Source organism: Steroidobacter flavus, from assembly GCF_042651805.1.
Taxonomy (GTDB): Bacteria; Pseudomonadota; Gammaproteobacteria; order Steroidobacterales; family Steroidobacteraceae; genus Steroidobacter; species Steroidobacter flavus.
This window is the reverse complement of sequence record NZ_JBHSDU010000014.1, coordinates 1,248,616-1,270,105: the sequence shown is the minus strand read 5'-3', so window position 1 is coordinate 1,270,105 and position 21,490 is coordinate 1,248,616. Positions and strand designations below refer to the sequence as shown.

The 21,490-nt window shown below is 62.0% G+C and carries 15 protein-coding genes; 13 read left to right on the top strand and 2 right to left on the bottom strand.

Features of this window, described 5'->3' with window-relative positions:
* Positions 1-15: 15 nt before the first annotated feature.
* The 12 genes from ACFPN2_RS27810 (at position 16) to ACFPN2_RS27755 (ending at position 18,302) form a co-directional block, all read left to right on the top strand.
* The gene (locus tag ACFPN2_RS27810) at positions 16-2,151 is read left to right on the top strand and encodes a TonB-dependent receptor (protein WP_380602733.1); all 2,136 of its coding nucleotides are present in this window, start codon (positions 16-18) and stop codon (positions 2,149-2,151) included.
* Between the two features lie 24 nt (positions 2,152-2,175).
* A complete protein-coding gene (locus ACFPN2_RS27805; protein ID WP_380602731.1) occupies positions 2,176-3,279 on the top strand; it encodes an ABC transporter substrate-binding protein in 1,104 nt (367 codons plus the stop codon).
* A 6-nt stretch (positions 3,280-3,285) separates the two neighbouring features.
* Positions 3,286-4,998, top strand: coding sequence for an ABC transporter permease (locus tag ACFPN2_RS27800; RefSeq protein WP_380602729.1), 1,713 nt, complete (start codon positions 3,286-3,288; stop codon positions 4,996-4,998).
* A complete protein-coding gene (locus tag ACFPN2_RS27795) occupies positions 4,995-6,083 on the top strand; it encodes an ABC transporter ATP-binding protein (RefSeq protein ID WP_380602727.1) in 1,089 nt (362 codons plus the stop codon). Before ACFPN2_RS27800 ends, ACFPN2_RS27795 begins: the two co-directional genes overlap by 4 nt.
* Before the next feature lie 9 nt (positions 6,084-6,092).
* Positions 6,093-6,773 (top strand): RraA family protein, encoded by a 681-nt coding sequence (locus ACFPN2_RS27790; protein WP_380602725.1) that lies wholly within the window; start codon positions 6,093-6,095, stop codon positions 6,771-6,773.
* A gap of 106 nt (positions 6,774-6,879) precedes the next feature.
* The gene (locus tag ACFPN2_RS27785; RefSeq protein ID WP_380602724.1) at positions 6,880-7,884 is read left to right on the top strand and encodes a dipeptidase; all 1,005 of its coding nucleotides are present in this window, start codon (positions 6,880-6,882) and stop codon (positions 7,882-7,884) included.
* The gene (locus ACFPN2_RS27780) at positions 7,881-9,302 is read left to right on the top strand and encodes an APC family permease (RefSeq protein WP_380602722.1); all 1,422 of its coding nucleotides are present in this window, start codon (positions 7,881-7,883) and stop codon (positions 9,300-9,302) included. The genes ACFPN2_RS27785 and ACFPN2_RS27780 overlap by 4 nt, the downstream gene beginning before the upstream one ends.
* Before the next feature lie 122 nt (positions 9,303-9,424).
* On the top strand, positions 9,425-10,420 hold the full coding sequence (locus ACFPN2_RS27775) for a 3-hydroxyacyl-CoA dehydrogenase NAD-binding domain-containing protein (protein WP_380602720.1): 996 nt from the start codon (positions 9,425-9,427) through the stop codon (positions 10,418-10,420).
* The gene (locus tag ACFPN2_RS27770) at positions 10,417-12,600 is read left to right on the top strand and encodes a TonB-dependent siderophore receptor (RefSeq protein ID WP_380602718.1); all 2,184 of its coding nucleotides are present in this window, start codon (positions 10,417-10,419) and stop codon (positions 12,598-12,600) included. The genes ACFPN2_RS27775 and ACFPN2_RS27770 overlap by 4 nt, the downstream gene beginning before the upstream one ends.
* Entirely contained in the window at positions 12,594-13,997 is a 1,404-nt protein-coding gene (locus ACFPN2_RS27765; RefSeq protein WP_380602716.1) for an amidohydrolase family protein, read from the top strand. Before ACFPN2_RS27770 ends, ACFPN2_RS27765 begins: the two co-directional genes overlap by 7 nt.
* Before the next feature lie 32 nt (positions 13,998-14,029).
* Positions 14,030-16,294: a S9 family peptidase gene (locus ACFPN2_RS27760; RefSeq protein ID WP_380602714.1), complete on the top strand. Its 2,265-nt coding sequence runs from the start codon at positions 14,030-14,032 to the stop codon at positions 16,292-16,294.
* A gap of 16 nt (positions 16,295-16,310) precedes the next feature.
* On the top strand, positions 16,311-18,302 hold the full coding sequence (locus ACFPN2_RS27755) for a CocE/NonD family hydrolase (RefSeq protein ID WP_380602712.1): 1,992 nt from the start codon (positions 16,311-16,313) through the stop codon (positions 18,300-18,302).
* A 9-nt stretch (positions 18,303-18,311) separates the two neighbouring features.
* Here the strand turns inward: ACFPN2_RS27755 and ACFPN2_RS27750 are convergent, their stop codons facing one another.
* Both ACFPN2_RS27750 and ACFPN2_RS27745 read right to left on the bottom strand, forming a co-directional pair.
* The gene (locus tag ACFPN2_RS27750; RefSeq protein WP_380602710.1) at positions 18,312-19,241 is read right to left on the bottom strand and encodes a hypothetical protein; all 930 of its coding nucleotides are present in this window, start codon (positions 19,239-19,241) and stop codon (positions 18,312-18,314) included.
* The gene (locus tag ACFPN2_RS27745; protein ID WP_380602708.1) at positions 19,238-19,786 is read right to left on the bottom strand and encodes an aspartyl/asparaginyl beta-hydroxylase domain-containing protein; all 549 of its coding nucleotides are present in this window, start codon (positions 19,784-19,786) and stop codon (positions 19,238-19,240) included. Before ACFPN2_RS27745 ends, ACFPN2_RS27750 begins: the two co-directional genes overlap by 4 nt.
* A gap of 14 nt (positions 19,787-19,800) precedes the next feature.
* On the opposite strand from ACFPN2_RS27745, the gene ACFPN2_RS27740 reads away from it, so the two are divergent.
* Positions 19,801-21,489, top strand: coding sequence for a tetratricopeptide repeat-containing sulfotransferase family protein (locus ACFPN2_RS27740; RefSeq protein ID WP_380602707.1), 1,689 nt, complete (start codon positions 19,801-19,803; stop codon positions 21,487-21,489).
* Position 21,490: the final 1 nt, after the last annotated feature.

Genomic DNA, 21,490 nt, shown 5'->3' with positions numbered 1-21,490 from the left:
TTGGGGAGACCTACGATGGGTATTCGATCGGGTGTACTCGGGCTGCGGAATAAACAGTGGGGCACGGTTGTCCTGCTGGCGGCAGTGTCCGCTCAGGCGGGGGCGCAGGACGCCGCCGCGCCTGAGGTCGAGCAAATCACGGTGATGGGGTCGCGACTGCCGACCGAGATCACCTCGATGCCGATCTCGGTGAACATCATCAACGAGGAAGCGCTGACCAAGCAGCTGGGCGTGACTCAGGATCTGCAGGCGGTCCTGGCGCAGCTGGTTCCGGGCCTGTCGTTGAGCAACCAGGCGACCATCAATACATATACATCGCTGCGTGGACGCAAGCCGGTGATGCTGGTCGACGGCGTGCCGATGACTTCGACGTTGAACGATGTCTCGCGCGAGATGAGCGAGATCGATCCGTGGACCATCGAACGCATCGAAGTCGTTCGTGGCTCATCCGCGCTTTACGGCAACAGCGCCGGCGCCGGCTTCATCAATTACATCACCAAGCGCGGCAAGGCCGGGGACACCAAAGTGTTCCTGGAAGCGGGCATGGGCGCTTCGCTCACGCACTTCGGCGATAGCAGCCAGCCGTCGGCGCGCATGGGTATTTCGGGCGGCACGGATAACTGGGACTATCTGGCCGAGGCGCATTACGCCGAGACCAATTCGTTCTTCGACGCCAATGGCGATCGCATTCCGCCGCAGCCCGAAGGCACCTCGGACTCCGAGTTCCGCAGCTTCTTCGGCAAGGTCGGGACGTTCATCGGCAACGGTCGCATCGAAGCGAGCATCAACATGCATCGTCAGGAGCAGAGCGCGCAGTACCAGCTCGTGCCCGGCAATATTCTCAACGGCACGCCGACCACCGCCGTGCGTGCCGGGCTGCAGCCCGGTGAAGAGCCGCGGCGTAATGAGAGTCTGATCGCCAACCTGGCCTACCTGCAGCCGGATCTGTTCTGGAGCAGCGACTTCAAGGCGCAGCTCTATTATCTCGATACGGAAAGCGTGTTTCAGTTCGTGCGCAATCGCTTCCCGCGCACCTCGCAGCCCGACGGCCAGTCGATGAACGTGACCAAGAAGTACGGCGTACGGCTCGACTTCAATCGCGAGTTCGCCGGGCTCGGCTTCGAGCAGGGCGAGCTGCTGTACGGGCTGGATTATCTCCACGATGACACCGAAGCGCCGCTGACCGACGGGCGCGCTTTCGGCCTGCCGCAGAAACTGGATAGCTACGCGGGTTTCGTCCAGGCCTTTGCTCACCTTACCCCGCGCTGGTCGGTGACGGCGGGTGTGCGTCACGAGCGCGCGAGCTTGGAAATCGGCAACTTCACATCGCTGTTTACTCTGCGCAATGTCACTGGCGCGACGCTTGATTACGACGCGACGCCCATCAACCTCGGCACTTCTTTCGAGCTGACCGATGAGTGGGATCTGTTCCTCGGCTACTCGCAGGGGTTCGAAGTCCAGCAGTTCAGTTTCCTCTGGCGCGACACGCCGGCCGACATCGATCTGCGTAATTCTTCGACCAAGCCGCGGCCGAACATCATCGATAGCTACGAGACCGGCGTGCGCTTCGGCAATCACAGCCTCAAGGCGGAGCTGGCGTTCTTCTTCGTTGAGTCGACCAACGGCGTGAGCTATGTGCTCAACCCGTTGAGCCCGGCCGACGCGAGCGTGGTGCGTGCGCCCGATCGCGTCAAAGGCGTCGAGCTGTCAGCTGACTGGTCGATCACCGCGGCCTGGAGAGTCGGTGGCAACGCCGCCTGGATGGAAGGCGAGGCCGACAATAACAACGACGGATCGTTCGAGACGCCGCTGCAGAATCGCCGGGTGCCGCCGACCAAGGTGACGGCCTATGTCGAGCACGACCTGACCGAGAACTGGTTCGTGCGCCTGCAGGGCGCGTGGTGGGACGGCCGCAATGAATTCCCAGCCAGCGTCGGCCGCGAACGTTTCCATGAGGGGCGCGTGACGTCGGGCTCGCTGTTCGATCTGCTGTCGACGTACCAGCTGTCGCAGGGCCGCCTCAGCCTCGGCATCAACAATCTTTTCAACAACGACTACTACACCAACTATTCAGAGGGCTACAACCGCAACGACACCTATAACAAAGCGACTGGCGCGACGGCCACGATCAAGTACGAAGTCGAGTTCTAGCCCATGACGAGCGTAAGAGGTCCCATGAAGATGTCCCTGAGTTCATTTCGATCCGCGATGTTTGCTTGTGTGGCGGGGCTGGCTGCGTTGGCGCCCCTGGCAGCGTCGGCGGCGGATGCCGATGCTATCGCTCGTTCGAAGACCGAGCGCGATGTGCTGATCTATTCCAACATCGCGGCGTATAACTGGGGCCCGGTGATCGATGCGTTCCATGCGAAGTATCCGTGGCTCAAGGTCGAGGCGCTGGACCTGGGTCCCGCCGAGGCGTTCGAGCGCTACTACTCCGAGTCCTCCGTCAAGCGTCGTACCGCGGACATCATCGCTGTCGCCGCGCCGGACACCTGGATGCGTTTCATCGATCGCGACCAGGTCGAGCCTTACGCGACGCCAGACGCGGCGGTGCTGCCCGAGTGGAGCAAGCCGGTCAAAGGGCTCTACACGATCTCGGCCGATCCGGTGGTGCTGATCTATAACAAGCTGCTGTTGAAGTCGAAGGATCAACGACCCGACACACTCGACGGCCTCGCCGCGCAGATTCGCAAGCAACCCGCGCTGTACACCAAGCGATTGACCACCTACGACGCGACGTCACATCCGTTCGCCTATGCATTGCATTGGACGTACGTGCACAAGCGCGGGCAGAAGGGATGGGACGCGCTGAAGGCATTGGGGCCGCAGACCCGACCGGAAGGCGGCGGTGCCACGATGGTCGAAAAGATCACTGCAGGTGAGTACGTGGGCGCGTACTTCGGCTCGAGCGTCACCTTTCTTCGTCGCATGAAAGAAGAAGGTCGCGATCAGGTGCTGGACTGGACGTTGTTACGCGACGGCACGCCGATCATGGTTCGAGGCATGGCGATCACGCGGGCTGCATCTCACAAGGCGGCGGCGCAGTTGTTCATCGACTTCGCGCTGTCGCGCGAGGGGCAGATCGCCGTGGGTAAGGGCGGTCTCACGCCTTATCGTCCGGATGTCGCCAAGAGCGCGGTGCCGTTCCTGACGCTCGACGCGATTCGCGATACCGTCGGTGAGTCGAACCTGTTCATGGTGGGTTACGACCGCGCGATGCTGCAAGAACAGGATCAATTTCTCGCGCAGTGGAAAGCGGCGTACGGTTTGAAGCGTTGATGCGCCATGGCTGCAACTGAACTCTCGATAATCCGCTCCCGCGTCCGTTGGACGCGGGATCACTGGGTGCAGTGGTCGGTGGCGGCCTTCACGACGCTGCTGGTGTTCGCACCGATTGCAGTGGCGTTGCTGCAATCGGTACGAAGCACGCCGTTGTATGAGCCGGAGTGGTCCTTCACGCTGGATCACTATGTGCGACTGTTGACCAACGAACGCTTCTGGGAGGCGCTGCGTAATTCGATGGCGTTGGCGATCACGGGATCGCTCACGGCCACCGTGCTCGGCGCCGCGCTGGCCATCGCGCTGATTCGAACCAACATTCCGTTCCGTCGCACGCTCAGCGAGATTCTGCAGGTGCCTCTGTATGTTTCTTCGCTGGTGATGGCGTTCGGCTGGTACATGTTGTATGGGCCGTCGGGTTACATCTCACTGGCTTCCGCGACGTATCTAGGCGGTGTTCCCTGGAATCTTTATTCGCTGCCGGCGATCGGGATGCTGGCGGGGTTCTCTCTGGTGCCCGTCGTGTTCCTGTACTGTTCGGCGACGCTGCATCTGATGGACGCTTCGCTCGAAGACGCGGCGCGGTCCACTGGCGCGGCGCCGCTACGAGCGCTCCGCCTGGTGACGCTGCCGCTCATGCGTCCCGCGATTCTCTATAGCCTGCTGTTGTGTTTCGTCGGCAGTATCGAAGTGCTGTCGATCCCGCTGATCTTCGGCACGGCCGAGCGTATCGAAGTGTTTACGACGTTTCTATTCCGCGAGGGTATCGGTCGCACCGAGCCCGACTATGGATTGCTGGCCGCCGCCTCGGTGCTGTTGTTGGTGCTGATGACGGTACTGGTCAGCCTGCACTCGCGCATCCTCGGCAACACGAGTCGATTCACGACAGTGAAAGGCAAAGCAACCCGTCCGCATGTCATCGACCTTGGTCGGTGGCGCTGGGTCGCGTTCGCTCTGGTGGCCGCTTACGTGTCCATCGTGATCGTGTTGCCGCTGGTGGGGCTGGTGTTCCGCTCGTTCGTGAAGTTCCTCACACCGCTGGTACCGCCTTGGGATCTGCTCACGCTCGATCATTTCCGTTCGCTCATCGAGCAGCCGTCGTACTTGCGTGCGATCACCAATAGCTTCGTCGTGGCGCTGTTCGGCGCAGCGTTCGTGACGGGGCTGGTCATGGTCGTGGTGTTGATCGTGAAGCGCTCCACGTTTCCGTTCGCCAAAACATTGGAGACGATCACTCTGTATCCGCGCGCGGTTCCCGGCATCGTCGTGGGCATCGGATTTCTGTGGATCGGGCTCACCGTGCCGGGGTTCACTCTGATTCACGGCACGCTGTTCGCGATGGTGCTTGCGTTCAGCATGCGCGATCTGCCGACTGCGTTCGGTGCCATCGCGCCGTCGCTGACGCAGATCAGCCGGGAGCTCGATCTCAGCGCCCGTACCTGTGGAGCGGACTGGTCCACGGCAAGCCTGCGTGTGATCACGCCGATCGCGCGTCCCGCATTGCTAGCCGCTTACATGCTGGCGTTCGTGTCGATGCTCAAGGAGTACGCCTCGGCCGTATTCCTGTTCGGGCCGGGGAGCGAAATCATGGGAACGGTGATGCTGCAATTGTGGACCAACGGCAACTTCGGGCCGGTCGCCGCGCTCGCCGTCGTGCAAGTGACTGCAACCGCCGTGGTGGTCGTGATGGTCAGACGTTTGATGGGTGTCCAGGTATGAGCAAGCTCACTGTCGAGCATCTGACGCGACGCTTCGGCGCGCAGACTGCGGTCAACGATGTTTCTTTCGAAGTCCAGGATGGCGAGTTCCTGACGCTGCTCGGGCCGAGCGGTTGTGGCAAGACGACGATGCTGTCGGCGATTGCCGGCCTGGATGCGCCAACGTCCGGACGGATCCTGATCGATGGCGAGCCGATCTTCGATGCGGCTCAGCGCTGCAACCTGCCGCCGGAGCGGCGGCAGGTCGGCATGGTCTTCCAGTCGTACGCGTTGTGGCCGCACATGAAGGTGCGGGACAACGTCGCATTTCCTCTGCGCATGCGGGGTATCGCGGCCGCCGAGCGGGAAGAAAAAATCCGCTGGGCGCTGGGCCTGGTCGAGATGGAACCGTACATCGATCGATATCCGCATGAGCTCTCCGGCGGCCAGCAACAGCGCGTGGCGCTGGCCCGAGCCGTCGTGTATGGACCGCGCCTAATGCTGTTGGATGAGCCGTTGTCGAATCTGGACGCGAAACTCCGCTTGCGAGCCCGAGGCTGGCTCAAGGAGCTGCAGGAGAAGTTGCGCATCACGACGATCTACGTGACGCACGATCAAACCGAAGCGCTGGTGTTGAGCGATCGGATCGCGGTCATGCAGGGTGGGCGCATCGAACAACTGGCGTCGCCGGTCGAGCTCTATGAGCAGCCGCAGTCGCCGTTCATCGCGGATTTCGTCGGGCACAGCAATCTGTTGGATGGAATAGTGCAGGAGGCGGAAGCGCGTCGCGCGAAGATCCGCTTCGGGCAGCATCTGCTGGCGGTGGAGAAGATTCTCAAGCCGAACAAGGGCAGCGCCGCCGCGATCGCAGTCCGCCCGGAGAATGTCATCCTGCATCAGGGGCAGCCCAACGGGTCCGGCGGCGGTAACTACATTCCGGGCAAGATTCTCCAGCGCGACTTTCTCGGGGCTCGTTATCTGTATCTGGTGGAAACGTCGGGCGGCATCGTGCGCGCGGAAGTGTCCGAACGATTCGAGAAAGGGGCCGTGACGCTTGAGCTGCCGGCGCATGCATGTGTCGCGTTTGCTCGCGATGCCGCGGCGTAGGAGGAAACAATGGAACGATCGATCGTCATGGCGGACCGGCCCGAGATCAGGTTGACGCAAGCGCCATTGGATCTCGCCGAGGTCCCAACGGCACTGATCGCGGATTGCGATCGGGCACCCATGGCAATTGGTGCGCCCATGGCGTGCATGAGCAAGCGCTCTCGTTTCGTTGGCGAAGCACTCACTATCCGAGCGGGAAGTCTGGCGCAGTGGAAAGCATTGGAACTTGCGCAGCCGGGGCAGGTGCTCGTCATCTCCTCTAACGGTCGTCGCGACCGGGCTGAGTTCGGCGCGGTGTTTGTACAGATCGCACTCGCCAAAGGCATCGCAGCCATCATCACCGATGGGCTGCTCCGAGACCGGGATGAAATCGCCCGTCTGGATCTGCCGGTGTTCGCATGCGGTACTCATCCGGCGTCGCCCGCGGACCCGACGCCCGGCGGTATCGGCCTGCAACTGCGGTTGCATGAAGCTGTCATCGATTGGGGCGACGTCATCGTCGGGGATGACGACGGGCTCGTCGTGATTCCTCGTGCCGCGATGACTGCCGTGCTGGAGAAAGTCTCGATGCAAAGAATGCGTGAGCATGAGTTGCAACAATCCTTGCTCGGGGCTGGACGAGGGCAGCTCCCCGAACGGATTCGCGTCGCGTTGTCGAAGGTTTCGCTGGACCGCTTAAGCGCGAGCTGAGCAACGTCCCGCGCTGGGTCCGCGGCGCCAGCGATGTTTGGGTCTATCCGAGCGCCGCCGTCCCCCTCTAGTCTAGAGAGTCCAAAGTGAGGCTGGAGGGGGGAGCATGAATGTCTTTGCTGACCGTGCCGCGCGGCTCTGTCGCGACGCGTTGATCTGCGACATGGTGTGGCCGTTGGATTTCGATCCCGCCGACACCGTAGGCAATGACTACAGCAAGCTGCGGCGTTTCAAGGACGCCGGTGTGAACTTGTTGTCGGTGACGCTCGCCGGCGATGGTCACAACAGTGCGCAAGCCCTGGCCATCGTGGCCGACGCGCGACGGCGTCTGGCAGCGCTGCCGGAGGTGCAGATCGTGCATCGGATCGGCGATGTCGAGGCCGCGCGCCGCGCGGGCAAGCTTGCGATCGCTCTACATTTCGAGGGCACGCGCTGCCTGGAGCGCAATCTCGATCTGATCGAAGCCTTCAGAGATCTGGGCATCCGTCACAACCTGCTTGCATTCAACTCCGCCAACAGCGCAGGCGGCGGCTGTGCGGACGCGAACGACGGCGGGCTGACGCGATTTGGCGCGCGAGTCGTCGCAGAGATGCAACGAGTGGGCGTGCTGGTCGACCTGAGTCATTGCGGCCCGCGCACGTCGCTCGATGCGTTGGCGATGGCACAGCGGCCCATGGTGTTCAGTCATTCGAACGCCGCGAGCCTGGCGCCAAGCTTTCGAAACATCAGCGACGAACAGATCCGCGCCGTCGCGGCAACGGGCGGCCTGGTTGGGATCTCCGGCTGCAGCGGCTATCTGGGCAGCGACCACAATCTGGCGGCGGCAGTGGTGCGTCATGTCGAGCATGTTTGTCAGCTGGTCGGGCCGAAGCACGTGGGGCTCGGGTTGGATGTGGTCTTCGACGGCGCGGCGATCTCGGCGTGGATTCGTTCGCGTCCGGATGAATGGCCGGTGGCCGCCGATCCGCACTGGCCGGGCTTCTCCTATGTGTTGCCTGAGCAACTGCCCGAGATTGTCGCCGGTCTGTTGGCCGGCGGCTTTACCGAAGACGAGATTGAGGACATTCTCGGACGCAACTGGATGCGAGTGTGCGAGGCGGCCTGGCAGTGAAGCGCAGCTCCGGACTGGGACCGTTTCAGCTGTTCACGGTGTTGTTCGGTACGATCATCGGCGTGGCCTGGATCGTGGCCACGGGCCTGTGGATCAATGAGGCCGGACCGGTCGGGGCGTTGCTCGCGTTCGGCGTGGGCGCGCTGATCATGTGGCTGATCGGTCTGTGCTTCGCCGAGATGATGGCGATGTTTCCCGACGCCAATGGCTCGATGGCCTATGTCTTCGAAGCGTTCGGCGAGCGGGCCGCGGCGGCGGCTGGATGGTTTCTGGTGCTGATGTATGCCGCGACCTGCGGCTGGTACTTCGTAACCATCGCGTGGCTGCTGGAAACAGTGCTGCCCTCCTTGGGCGGGCCGGTGATCTACGAAGCGTTCGCGGGTCAGGTGAGGCTGGGCGATGTGTTGCTCGGTCTGGGCGGCGTGGTGACGATCACGATAGTGAATCTGCGGGGCGTCGGGCCGCGCGCGATTTTTCAGGACGCGCTGGTCGTCATGAAGATCGTCATCGGCATCACCTTGTTCGGCTGCGCGCTGCTGTTGGGACGGAGCGAACATCTCAAACCTTTGTTTGCCGTCGAGACAGCGACGCCGGCGTGGCTCGGCGTGGTGTCGGTCGCGGTCATGACGCCGTTCTTTTTCGCAGGCTTCGATGTGTTGCCACAGGCGGTTCGCGACCGGCGCCCGGACGTCCGGCTGCAGTCGCTGGGAGCGATCGTCGGACTCGCCACCGCCGGCGCTTTCATCTTTTATGGAGGCGCGATTCTCGCCGCATCGGTCTCGATGGAGCGCCCGGCGTTGCAGACCGCGACGCTGCCGATTTTCTCAGCGTTCAAGGACGGACTGGGGCAGCCCTGGCTCGCCTATCTCGCCATCCTCGCCGGCATCAGCGGCATTCTGACCGGATGGAACTCGAACCTGATGTCCGGTGCCCGCGTCTTGCAGGGAATGGCGCGGGCCGGAGTGACGCTGCCGTTCTTCGCGCTCGAGCGTGTCCCTCGCACCGGAGAACCACCGGTGCCCTTGCGAGCGACACTCTTCATCTCCGCATTGGCGGTGTCGATGGGATTGCTCGGTCGCAATGCTCTGGGACCGATCGTCGACATGGCGGCGGTGCCGTTGCTCGTGGTGTTCGCCTTGGTGTGCACCGGATTGATCAAGCTGCGACGCTTGCGGCCCAACGACGCCCGGCCGTATCGAGTGAGCGACGGCACGTTGTTGCCCTGGTTCGCCGTTGCGCTCTCGATCGGGCTCATCGCTGCCGGTATTGTCACAGCACTGGCCGGCGGCGGCCTGCTGCAATGGGTTTTGATGCTGTTGTGGACGTTGGCCGGTGCTCTGTTCTGGCGCGTGGCCGCGAGCTATCGGAATTCTCTGGACGTCAACGAGCGCAAGCTGCGCGTGTTGCAAGGCGAGTAATCGCGCGCGTGCTCTGGATCTCTGGGCATCGCCCATGCTGGGCCTGTTGCTGGGCCAGGATTGTCGCAAGATGACCTGACCGGCGACTGTCACGCAGTTGCCATCGGGGATGCTTCGGGGCAATGGCTCAGACAACAGAATTCAAATCGCCGCGGGTCGCCTGCGTTGGCGCTGGCAATATCGGACGCAGCTGGGCCATCGCCTACGCGATGGGAGGGGCGGACGTACAGCTCTTCGACGTTTCCGAGGCGGCCATGACCCGCGCCTGGACCTTCATCGATGCGGCCGCCGATGACTTCGTGGCCGCTGGCCTGTTGGCACGGAAAGAACTCCTCCGGGAACGCATTCGAGGCGCCGCATCGCTCGCCGACGCGCTCGATGGCGTACAGCACGTGCAAGAGAGCGTCTCTGACGATCCGGCCGTGAAGCGCCAGGTCTTCGTCGAGCTCGACGCGCTCACCGCGCCCTCGATCACTATCGGCAGCTCCTCCGGCGAGCTGCCGGTATCGAAATTCACCGAGGGCCTGCCAGGAGCCAGCCGGTGCTTGCTGGTTCATCCGGTGAATCCTCCGCACATCCTGCGCGCCGTCGAGATCTGTCCGACGCCCTGGACGCAAAGCTGGGCCGTCGCTGCGTGCCGCAAACTGGTGATGTCGCTGGGGATGGTGCCGATCGATCTGAAACGCGAGATCAACGGCTATGTCATCAACCGGCTGCAGTACGCGCTCATCGGCGAGGCACTGCATCTGGTCGGCGAAGGCTACTGCGAGCCGAAAGATATCGATGCCGCGATCAAGCACGGGCTGGGATTGCGCTGGGCGTTTCTGGGCCCGTTCGAGACCAGCCATTTGAATGCGACGCGCGGCTATAACGAATACATGTTGACGGACGAAGCCGGGGCCCGCCGTCTGATGGCGGACATTCGCGCCGACTATCGCTGGGATCACGCGTTGATCGAGCGCATCCACGAGTACCTGATCCAGACCATGAAGAGCGACGACATCTTGCGGCATCAGCAGCGGCGCGATCGCACGCTGCTGAGCCTGATGCAACACCTGAAGGAGCAGGCGCCGCTCGTCGAGGGTCAGTCGATAAAAAATGTAAGGGGAGCTCCATGATCAAGAAACATTCCGCACTCGGTGCGGTTGGCATGTCGTTGTATGTTGGCGCCGGTCTGGCAAACGCTGCCGCCGACGGCGAAAAATCCGAGCTGGAGGAGGTGGTGGTCCGCGCCACGCAATTCAAATTTGCGGACGCGGAGAGTGCGCTGAAGATGCCGCTGTCGCTCAAGGACACGCCCCAGAGCGTCAAGGTGATCACGCAGGACCTGCTCGACTTTGCCAGCATCACCAGTTTCGAGGACATCTACAAAGTCGACGCGTCCGGCGGTGTCTCGCACGCGCGCGACGGATTTCCCCGCAACTACTATCGCGGTTTCCTGCAGCAGGGTATCAATGCCATCAAGGTCGATGGCTTCCGCATGACGGCCAACATCGATATGGATCTGTCGCCGTTCGAGCGCTTCGAGGTGGTGAAGGGCGCGACCTCGACGCTGTATGGCCAGAACTCCATTTCCGGAACGCTCAACGCGATCTCCAAGGCGCCCACCGACGAGTTCGGCGCCGAGCTCGATCTGGAGTACGGCAGCTACGAGCATCGTCGCGTTCAGGCCGATGTGCACGGCCCGATCGACGATGCGGGACGCTTCAGCTATCGGCTGGTGGGTGCCGCGCAGGACAATGACAGCTATCTCGACGTCGATGGCTCGCGAGTCAGAGCGCTCGCACCGACGCTGAAGTATCAAATCGATGAGGATACGTCCCTTACGGCGCGCGTGATCTACCAAAAATACGTCTACTCGCCTTCGTTTGGTTTCGGCGCGCAGTTCATCGGCACCGACGACAGCGATCCGGATCAGCTGATTTCCAGCAATTTCGTCGTGCCGCGCACCCCGCGCGACCGTTCTGGCGGAGCGCCGTGGAATCATACGGAGAAGGAGGCGACCTTCGCGCAGACCGTGCTGGAGCACAGCTTCGAGAACAGCTGGCAACTGCGCGGCAATGTGCAGTACCAGAAGGTCACCGGCGAGGCGGATGCCTTCCAGACCTGGAACACGGATCAAGCCGGCGACACGTTCGCTTATCTCTACGGCCGCGAACAAGAGAACGAAGTGTATGCGGCGGAAGTGAACTTGTTCGGCGATGTCGAAGCCTTCGGCCGGCGGCACACGTTGTTCTTCGGCGCGGACTATGCCGAGCTGAATACCGATACCCTGGATTTCGGCCAGGCAGGTCCGGCGGGCTTCAGCATTTTCCATCCCGACTGGTCGAATGTTCCGGTGCATCGCTCGGCGGCGGACTACGATTCCTTCACTGACTCGGAGAATCGCCGCGAGATTTCCGGCGTGACCGCGCAGATCCTGGCAAGGCCGATCGACGATCTCACCATTTCCATCGGTGCGCGCTACTCGCGCGACCAGACGCGCAATCGTTTCCGTAGAGGAGACGTTCCCGAGCTGCAAGACTATGCCGCGATCCCCTATCAAGCATGGACCGAGCTGAAAGCGTCGGAAGTGACGATGCAAGGGGGCGTGACGTACGCGCTGACGCCACGATTGAATATCTACGGCAGCTATGGCGAAACGTTCGAACCTCGCGGCGGACTGCTGTTCAGCGGCGGCCTGGCCGGGCCGGAGGAAGGCAAAGCCTACGAAGTGGGTGTGAAGGGCGATGCGCTCAACGGTCGAATGTTCTATAGCGCCGCCGTATTCGACATGCGCCGGACCAACATTCAGCAACGCGATCCGGCTCATCCGGGCTTCGTGTTGCCGCTTGGCACGCAACGCAGTCGTGGCGTGGAAGTCGAGTTTCAGGGCACCGTGCTGCCCGGCTGGGAAGTGTTCGGCTCGGTCGCCTGGCTGGAAGCTGAGTTCATCGAAGGTCAGTACGCCGGGTTCCAATCCGCGAATGCGCCGGACTTCGGCCTGTCATTGTTCACCAGCTATCAGTTCCAGGAAGGCAGCTTGCGTGGCGTTGGCGTCGGTGCCGGCGTGGTGCGCAAGTCGGGCATGGAAACATTCGACGCCGCCAACTATGCGCGGCCGGTGGCCTTCGATCTTGGCGGATTCACCGAAGTGGACCTGCGCCTGTTCTACGATCGAGATCGCTGGCGCTATGAGATTGCGGCGACCAATTTGCTCGACACGAAGTACTACCGCTCGTACTCCGAGGCGATGTGGTTCGGATTGCAAGTCAATCCGCCACGTCAGGTGATCGGCAGCGTGTCGTATCGATGGTGACGACCTCGCGATGTTTGCTGACGCTGGCGCTGTTGAGCGCCAGCGTCTGTGCCGCGCAGGAGCGATTGTACGATCGCAAGCAATGGCTCGATTCGACAACTGTCGTGTCGGACGATCCTCGCCACGTGCCCGTTGCGCCGGGTCAGCGCGGCCCTGAGGGCTGGCTGGTTCTCAAGGGCGGACGCGTATTCGATGGCACGGGTGCCGCCGCTGTCGATGCGAATGTCGTCATCGAAGGCAATCGCATCAGCGCGGTGTTGCCAGCGAGCTCCACCCAGTGGCCATCGCAGGCGCAAGTGATCGATGTCTCGGGTCGGACTGTCATGCCCGGCCTCATCGATCTGCACACCCATCTGAGCTATTCAGAGCCCGACACGCCCTCCGAAGAAGCGGACGACGATGCCGCCGCCGCGCTACGTGGCGCTGAGCGTCTTCGTTATTTCCTGGAGTCCGGTGTAACTACGGTGCGCGATGTCGGCGGTCAGGGGGCGGTGCCGTTCGTGCTGAAGCGATGGGTCGCGCAGAATCGTATTCCCGGTCCACGCATCTTTGCGGCCGGTCAGTTGATCACAGGCACGGGCGGGCACGGCGCCGAGGGACTGCGACCTTCCTGTCATGGAGCGTCCAACGGCAGAACCCGTGAAGCCTCGGGGCCGGATGATTGGCGCGAGGCGGTGCGCGAACAATTCAAGCGTGGCGCGGATCTGATCAAGCTTGCCAGTCACTACTCACGCGACGAAGTCCGGGCCGCGATCGACGAGGCTCATTCGCTCGGTTTGAAGGTGACTGTCGACGCCGAGACTCAATACATCCAGTGGGCGGTGGAGGCGGGAGTAGATTCGGTGGAACATCCGCTGCCGCGCACGCCGGAGACCATTCGTTTGATGGCGAGCCGGAAGGTCGACTCCGTGCCGACCCTGGTGCCCTATATTTATATCTTCGATCTGGACGGCGGCTATTTCGATTCCACGTCGCGGCGCTTCAGTTTCTCCAAGGCGGCGAACCTGGCCCTGTTCCGCCAGATGAAGCAGGCCGGTATCCGCATGGGGGTGGGCACGGACCTGGTCACCGACTGGTTCCGTTACCTGCCGCAGTCGTACATCACCGAGCTCCAGCAGTTCGTAGCTGGCGGCTACACGGTGCCGCAGGCGTTGGTCGCTGCCACGCGTACCAGTGCACAGATCCTGGGCATGGATGACAAGCTCGGCACGTTGCAACCTGGCAAGCTGGCCGACGTCATCGTGCTCGACGGCCGGCCGGATGAGCGCCTGGAAGATTTGAAGAAGCTGCGGCTTGCAATTCGCGATGGCCATGTGGTCCTGCAGGACGGTCGTATCGTCAGCACGCCGCATGTGCCGCGTCCGGAGCCGGTGCCTTCACGTGAGCAGTCGAAATGAAGTGTGCATGGTCAGTTCTGCTTTGGTGCGGATTGAGCTCGACGGTCTTCGCGCAGGGAACACTCTCGGACTACGAGCGTGCGGCCCGTATGCAAAGCGCGCATACGCTGGTCTCTCGCACCAGTCTCCAGCCGCATTGGATCGCTCAGAGCGATCGGTTCTGGTATCTGGATGACCATGCCGGTGTGAAAACATTCCTGCACGTCGATCCAGCTCGCGGCACGCAGCGACCTGCGTTCGATCACGCGCGCCTGGCTGCGAGCATTTCTACCGCGAGCAAACCATACAGCGCGCAGGATCTGCCGTTCGGCTACATCGAGTTCAGCGATAGCGAGGCATCCATCGCTTTCACGCTGGACGATGTGAGCTGGCGCTGCGATCTCAGCACCTATCGCTGCTCTGTCCAGCAACAGCCAGTCGGCGCGAAGGCCGGGGAAGTGCTGTCTCCGGACGGACGTTGGGCGGTGTTCATTCGTGACCACAATCTCTGGTCGCGCGATACGCAGACGAACAATGAGCGCGCCTTGACCCGCGATGGTGAGCCACGCAATGACTATGCGAGCGACAGCGGCATCAGCTTGACGCCGGTCACCGATGCTCTGCGCAAGAATCCACTCGAGATCGAAGTCGTTTTCTCGCCGGACTCGACACGGTTGCTGACATACCGTATCGATGCACGGGAAGTGACTGAGATCGGCATGCTGCAAACGGTGCCTGAAGCGCGCCCACGGTTGCATCGATTCCCGTATCCGATGCCGGGCGATGCCGGCGTGCCGAAGGTGAAGATGGTGCTCGTGGACTTGCACAGTGCGCAGGCGCAGCCGCTGAATCTCGATCCGTTCGTGCGCATGACCAGTTTCCCGTTGCAGATGGGCTGGAACGAGCGCGGCACGCAAGTCTTCTTTCTAGAAGAAACGAGAGGATTCAAGAGCGCGAGGCTGCACGTCGCCGACGCGAGCTCTGCGCAAGTGCGGACCGCATTGGAGGAGAGCAGCGACACCTACATCAATCGCAACTCGCAGCTGCGGATGATAGGTAACGATCTGCTTTGGACGTCCGAACGCGACGGCTGGAATCATCTCTATTTGATCGATGGGCGCAGCGGCGCCATCAAGAAGCAGCTGACTCGCGGCAACTGGGCCGTACGCGACATTCATTACATCGATGCAAAACGGGGACAGATCTATTTCACGGCGGGCGGCGCCGAGGCGGGTCAGGATCCTTACCTGAGATTTCTCTATCGGGTCGGCGTGGATGGCTCCAAGCCGAAACTGCTGACGCCCGAACCGGCCGATCACGGCATCGCGTTTTCGCCGAACGGTCGATACTTCGTCGACACGTATTCCCGAATCGATCTGGCGCCGGTGACGGTGCTGCGCGCCGCGGACGGCCGGTTGGTGCGTGAACTGCAACGCGCGGATCTCACACAGTTGCTGGCGACAGGATGGCGACTGCCGGAACCTGTCACGGTCAAAGCCAGCGACGGTCAAACGGATCTGTACGGCATGATCCTGCGGCCGACCAACTTCGATCCGAAGCGGCGCTATCCGGTGCTGGATGCGATCTATCCCGGGCCGCAACACATTCGCACCCCGAAGACCTTCAGTCTGGAAGGCAGCGCGCATCGTGAAGACGATCTTGCACTCGCAGAGTTGGGCTTCATCGTCGTCACTGTCGACGGCAGGGGCACCCCCTGGCGGTCGCGCGCCTTTCGTGAGTACGCCTACGGCAACATGGGCGCAGCCGGCGCGCTCGAGGATCACGTCGCCGCGCTCAAGGCACTGGCTGAGCGTTACTCATTCATCGATCTGGAACGCGTCGGTATCTACGGTCACTCCGGCGGCGGCTATGCATCCGCACGCGCCATGTTGAAGTATCCGGAGTTCTACAAAGTCGCGGTGTCGTCCGCCGGCAATCATGATCAGCGCAGTTACTGGGCGGAGTGGGGCGAACGTTTCCAAGGCTACCCGGTCGGCGACAACTATCTGAATCAGGCCAACGCGGCGCTCGCCTCGCAACTGCGGGGACGGTTGCTTTTGGTCCACGGCGACCTGGACGATAACGTCCACGTCAGCAACATGCTGCAGCTGGCTGACGCGCTGATTGCCGCGAACAAGGACTTCGACATGCTGATTCTGCCCAACCGCAATCACGGCCTGGTCGATCTGGGCAATCCCAAGGCTGCATCGGAAAGCTACGATCCATACTTCCTGCGCCGGCGGTGGGACTACTTCGTCCAGAACTTGATGGGTGTCACGCCGCCGCGGGAGTTCGTGCTGAAGTTGGAGACGCATTGAGCGCCGAGGTATTCACTTGAGTCGAGTCATCCAATCGATGTCGATGGTCCTGGCGCTGTTTGCATCGGCGGCTGTGTACGCCGCGCCGGAGCAACCTGTGGCGGGGTTGTCCACCGTGGCGGCCGGTGTCGGCGAATATCGTCGCGATGAGCCGTTTATCTATCGACAAGCGATCCGGCGCTCCGTCTATGTGACGATGCGCGACGGTGTGCGGCTGGCGGTTGACTATTACTTGCCGGCACGCGATGGCAAAGCGATGCGCGGACGCTTTCCAGTCGTGCTGGAATACACGCGCTACGGGCGATCGCGGCCGTTGCCTGGTGGCGGCACCAAGAACGACAAGTACTCGCCCACGGATGCGCGTGGCTTGATGTCGATCTCAGACAATGCCATTCGGTCGGAGTTACTGCTGGCGTATGGCTATGCGCTGGTCGTCGCGGATGTGCGGGGCTCGGGTGCGTCGTTCGGTCCTTCGCATGCCGAGGGCGACGACATCGAGGGCAAGGATGGTTTCGATCTCATCGATTGGATCGCTCGGCAACGTTGGAGCGATGGCACGGTGGGCATGCTGGGCTCGTCTTATCTCGGTGAAGTGCAGCCGAGAGTGGCGGCGGAGAAACCTCCCGCGTTGAAGGCGTTGTCGATGGTGTATGCCTTCTTCGACGGGCCGAACTCCGCTTACGCGATGGGCGGAATCTTTCGTAGCGGCTGGCAGGGCGGCTGGGTCCAGAACGTCGCCAAGCTCGACAATCGTTCGACGGATCCCAACGCGCCGATCACCAACATCTCGGCGGTCGACGCGGATCCGAAGCAGGTGCTGTTACGGCGCGCGATCGAGGAGCATCGCACCGGCGTCGACGACGAATATTTCAAGCATCTGGACACCTTCAAGACCGTCGGCGTGGTCCGGGACGAGCTGCCGTTCATCGATCACTATCAGCTCAAGGGCCAGAACAATCTCTACACCGTGCTGGATCGGGTCAATGCCAATGGCATTCCGACGCTGCTGTCGGGCGGCTGGCATGACATCTATGCCAACGACATGCTGCTCTGGTACGCCAATCTGAGCGTGCCGAGGAAGCTGATCTACGGGCCGTATCCGCATGGCAAGTCCGGCCCGGCGCCGAACGATCCGCGCGATATCGAGCGTGACCGGCTGGTAACACGCGAGACGTTGCGATGGTTCGACTATTGGCTGCGCAAGGTGCCCAACGACGCTGAGCGACGCCCGGCTGTTCAGTTCGGTCTGCAGCGAGATCCGCGGCACACGGAATGGTTCAGCGCGGAGGGATGGCCACCACGCCAGGCGCAGTACCGGGACTTGTATCTTTCCGCAAATGTTTCCAACACGGTGCTGTCCCAGTACGACGGTTCGTTGAGCGGGTCACCGGACAAGGCGTCGTCGAGTCAGCCGTGGACCGTCAAGTATGACGCGTCGGTCGGAAGTCTCGGCACGCGCTGGGGCGGCAATGTTTATGACGTCGCCGTCACCAGCAACGACATGAGATCGCTCACTTACACGTCGCCACCGCTGGCGCGCGATCTGTATGTAGCCGGGATTCCCGTGGTGAAGCTATGGCTGTCGTCGCAGAACGCCGCCGACGCCGATGTGCATGCATATCTGACTGTCGTTTCGGAGGACGGGACGTCGAGGTTGATCTCCGACGGCTTGTTACGTGCCTCACACCGGACCTTGGGTCAGCCGCCGTATCGGAACTTCGGATTGCCCTTTCCCAGCTCGAAGTCCGCTGACATCGCCGCGACGCCGCCGTTGTCGGCAACGCCGGCGGCGCTGGAATTCACGATGCTCGCAGTGGGGCGCGTGTTCCGGCAGGGCGACCGATTGCGCCTGACCATTGCTGGCGCGGATCGAGGCAACACGCTGGGCGAGGAGCGCGATCCCGCGCCGGCATTGGCAGTTCACCTGGGCGAGGCGACTCGCTCCGTGCTGCGCTTACCGGTGCTCGGCGATACCAGCGAGTCTCCTTTCTTGAGGGGCGAACCATGAAGAATCGCATCACTCTTCGTACGGCCAGGCTGCCAGGCCATGGATGGCATTGCGAACGTCCATGGACAGATTTTTGCTCAGCACTCGGGTGCCACTCCTCAGATCGTGAATGGACAGCGTCGAGGGCGATGAACCGATTGCGACCCTGCCCGGAGCGACTTCGCACAGACCGCGCGCGAAGCCCGGCCGCGCTACGCCCGCATCGACGCGTTCTGAATTGAGTATCAGCTCATGCGGGTAGACCGGCACGCTCATCGTCACGATTCGTCCGCCGCTATGGAAGCAGGCCCGGTCGGCGGCGGTGTCGTTGTAGATCAGTCCGCCTGCCAGCAACTGAGCGTTGTGAGTTCCCATGGGCAGAGTCGCCACAGCGACAACTTCTTCACCGCGAATGCGCAACAGCTGTTGCATGCGCAAGCCGCTGACGTAGATGTCCGTGGCTGTAGCGGTGACGCTGTTGATGTGCAGTGTCTGACTCGGGGCGGGGCCCTGCGCTGCTTGCGGATCGTAAGCGAGCACCTTGGCAGTGCCGTTCTCGTAGCGCAACTGCAGCCCTTGCTCGAACGTTCGCGAGCGCAGGTCGAAAGTCAGGATGCTATCGAAGCCGGTGGAAGTGATGAACAGCAGATCGCCATGCACGGCGATCTCGTGGCAATGACGCAGGAAGCGGCACGTGTACGTCTCGGTCCAGTTGAAGTCCCGATCGAGAAACAGAATCTCGGCGTTGGCCGCGACGATGATGTTGTCCCGATGAAAGGCGATGCCGCGCAAACCGCGATCGCCGCCGCGTCCGCTCACGTCGATATCCGTTCGATTCCAATCGAGCTTTTGCTCGATCGTGCCTTCGAGCATATCGACCAGGAACAGCCCGCCGTGACTCTGGCCGAGTCGACTGCCACGAACCACCGACGATGCCAACAGCCGCGGAGCGTGGTTCATGACTGAGTTTGAGGAGGCGCGTAGTCGAAGATGAAGTGGATGCGCGGCTCGGCGCCGCGATTGATGACTTGATGTTCGACCCGGTTATTCAGTTCGAATGCGAAATGAGCACGAGGCGGAACAATTTCGTTGCCCACGATGAACTCCACTTGCGGATTCGTCTGCAATGGCACGTGGATTCGATGCGCGATGGCGAACGATGGATGCGAGTCGCGGTGGCGGGCGATGCGGCCGCCGGGCGGCAAGCGCGTCATCATGGCGCGCAGTACCTCGCCTCCGGTCGCATAGTGGTCGGCGATGATTCGGTCCATCACTGGCACGGCCACGTCGGCGAGCAGATCCCAGCCGTTGGCGCGTGTGATGGAAATCTTCGGCCAGCCCGAACAGAACAACAGAATGAGCGATTGGGTCTGTGCATGAACATCGTACGACTGCTGGCGGCGGGCATCCTGGTGCCACTGCGCTTCCTCGACGCTCAATACGCGCCGGGTGAGCTCGGTGCAGTCGTATTCGCCCAGCGGGCTGGTGGGTTCGCCGATCAGCATGGGAGCACTCTAGCATGAACATCACAGCCGCTCGCGCCGCCGCCGACAACAAAGTCGAAGCTGCCTTCCTGCGACACAAGCAAGGCGATATTCCTTTTGCTTACGCGGTCTACAAGGACGTGCTCACGGAGTTTCCGGATCATTCGCGTGCGCTTCACTATCTGGGATTGATCGCGCAACAGACCGGTCATCCGCAAGAAGCTCTGCGCTTGCTACAGCGTGCAATCGAGATCGAGCCGGGCGATGTGCGTGCTCACAACCACCTCGGCCAGGTGTGGGTGGGGCTGAAAGACAAGGAGGCCGCGCTCGAATGTTTCGAGCGGGCCGTGCAGGTCGATCCTACGCATGCGGACTCCATCAACAATCTTGCCAACGCCGTCCGTGTCCGCGATCCGTTGCGATCGATTGAATTATATCGGCGTGCTCTGGAGCTGAATCCGCTCTCGGCACTTGCCGCCTACAACCTTGCGAACGCGTTGAACGAGGAGCGCGATTCGGACGGTGCCGTCGCCATGCACGAACGTGCGCTGGAGATCGATCCCCGGTTTGTGCGCGCTCATATCAATCTCGGCTTGCTGCTCGAGCAGAAGGGGCGCTTCGCGGAGGCTGCCGAGCATTACCAGCGTGTGCTCGAGATCAAGCCTCGGCACCCCGGTGCGCTGGCAAATCTGATTGCCGTCCGTTCCTATGAGCCGAGCGCTGAGATTGTCCGGGATGCCGAGCAACTGTTGACCGACAGCAACACCGATGAGCGGGCGCGCATCAGGTTACACAGCGGCATCGGCAAGTACTACGATCGAGAACGACAGTACCCACGCGCGTTCGAACATTTCATTGCTGCCAAACGCATCGTCCAGGAGCGCGGGGCAGGGTTTGAGATACGGCGTATCGCCGAGCAGATCGATCGAACCATTGGCGCATTCTCACGATCCTTCTTCGAGCAGGCGAGTGCGCATGGCAGTGATTCTGCGCGGCCGGTCTTCATCGTGGGCATGCCGCGCTCCGGCACCACGCTCACCGAACAGATCCTGGCCAGTCATCGCTCGGTGTTCGGTGCGGGTGAATTGCAGGACATGCCGCGCATCCTCAAGGGGCTGCGTCCGGGCTATCCGGCCAACGTTGCGACGCTCGAAGCGTCGAAGCTGGCTGCGCTGGCGGAGGAATATCTGCGCGGTCTCGAAGCCAATGCCGGAGATGCTTTGCGCATTACAGACAAGCTGCCCGTCAACTTCATGCATCTGGGAATGATCGCCACGTTGTTCCCACACGCCCGAATCATTCATTGTCGCCGCGACCCGATGGATGTGGGGTTGTCCTGTTTGATCGAGCTGTTCGACATGGACAGTGACTTCACCACCAGTCTGGAACATTTCGGCCAGTACTTCCTGCAATACGACCGCCTCATGACGCATTGGCGCACGACGCTGCCAGTGTCGATGTTCGAGCTGCGCTACGAAGAGTTGGTGAAGGATCCCGAGACACACGCCCGCGCGCTGGTCGATTACTGCGGGCTCGAGTGGGATCCCGCCTGTCTCGATTTCCAACAAACCGGCCGCACCGTGCGCACGCCGAGCCGCTGGCAGGTTCGGCAGCCGATCTATCAGCGTTCAGTTGGGCGCTGGCGCAACTATGAAGAGCAGATGGAGCCGCTGCGTCGGCTGTTGCGCGAGAGTGACTATAAATACATCCAAGTCGAGGAGTGAT

Excerpts from the sequence above, each read along its gene's own strand:
- ACFPN2_RS27745 (WP_380602708.1), bottom strand. The coding sequence starts at position 19,786 with ATGCTGATCGGCGAACCCACCAGCCCGCTGGGCGAATACGACTGCACC.
- ACFPN2_RS27805 (WP_380602731.1), top strand. The coding sequence starts at position 2,176 with ATGAAGATGTCCCTGAGTTCATTTCGATCCGCGATGTTTGCTTGTGTG.
- ACFPN2_RS27800 (WP_380602729.1), top strand. The coding sequence starts at position 3,286 with ATGGCTGCAACTGAACTCTCGATAATCCGCTCCCGCGTCCGTTGGACG.
- ACFPN2_RS27740 (WP_380602707.1), top strand. The coding sequence starts at position 19,801 with ATGAACATCACAGCCGCTCGCGCCGCCGCCGACAACAAAGTCGAAGCT.
- ACFPN2_RS27770 (WP_380602718.1), top strand. The coding sequence starts at position 10,417 with ATGATCAAGAAACATTCCGCACTCGGTGCGGTTGGCATGTCGTTGTAT.
- ACFPN2_RS27810 (WP_380602733.1), top strand. The coding sequence starts at position 16 with ATGGGTATTCGATCGGGTGTACTCGGGCTGCGGAATAAACAGTGGGGC.
- ACFPN2_RS27775 (WP_380602720.1), top strand. The coding sequence starts at position 9,425 with ATGGCTCAGACAACAGAATTCAAATCGCCGCGGGTCGCCTGCGTTGGC.
- ACFPN2_RS27790 (WP_380602725.1), top strand. The coding sequence starts at position 6,093 with ATGGAACGATCGATCGTCATGGCGGACCGGCCCGAGATCAGGTTGACG.
- ACFPN2_RS27795 (WP_380602727.1), top strand. The coding sequence starts at position 4,995 with ATGAGCAAGCTCACTGTCGAGCATCTGACGCGACGCTTCGGCGCGCAG.
- ACFPN2_RS27785 (WP_380602724.1), top strand. The coding sequence starts at position 6,880 with ATGAATGTCTTTGCTGACCGTGCCGCGCGGCTCTGTCGCGACGCGTTG.
- ACFPN2_RS27765 (WP_380602716.1), top strand. The coding sequence starts at position 12,594 with ATGGTGACGACCTCGCGATGTTTGCTGACGCTGGCGCTGTTGAGCGCC.
- ACFPN2_RS27750 (WP_380602710.1), bottom strand. The coding sequence starts at position 19,241 with ATGAACCACGCTCCGCGGCTGTTGGCATCGTCGGTGGTTCGTGGCAGT.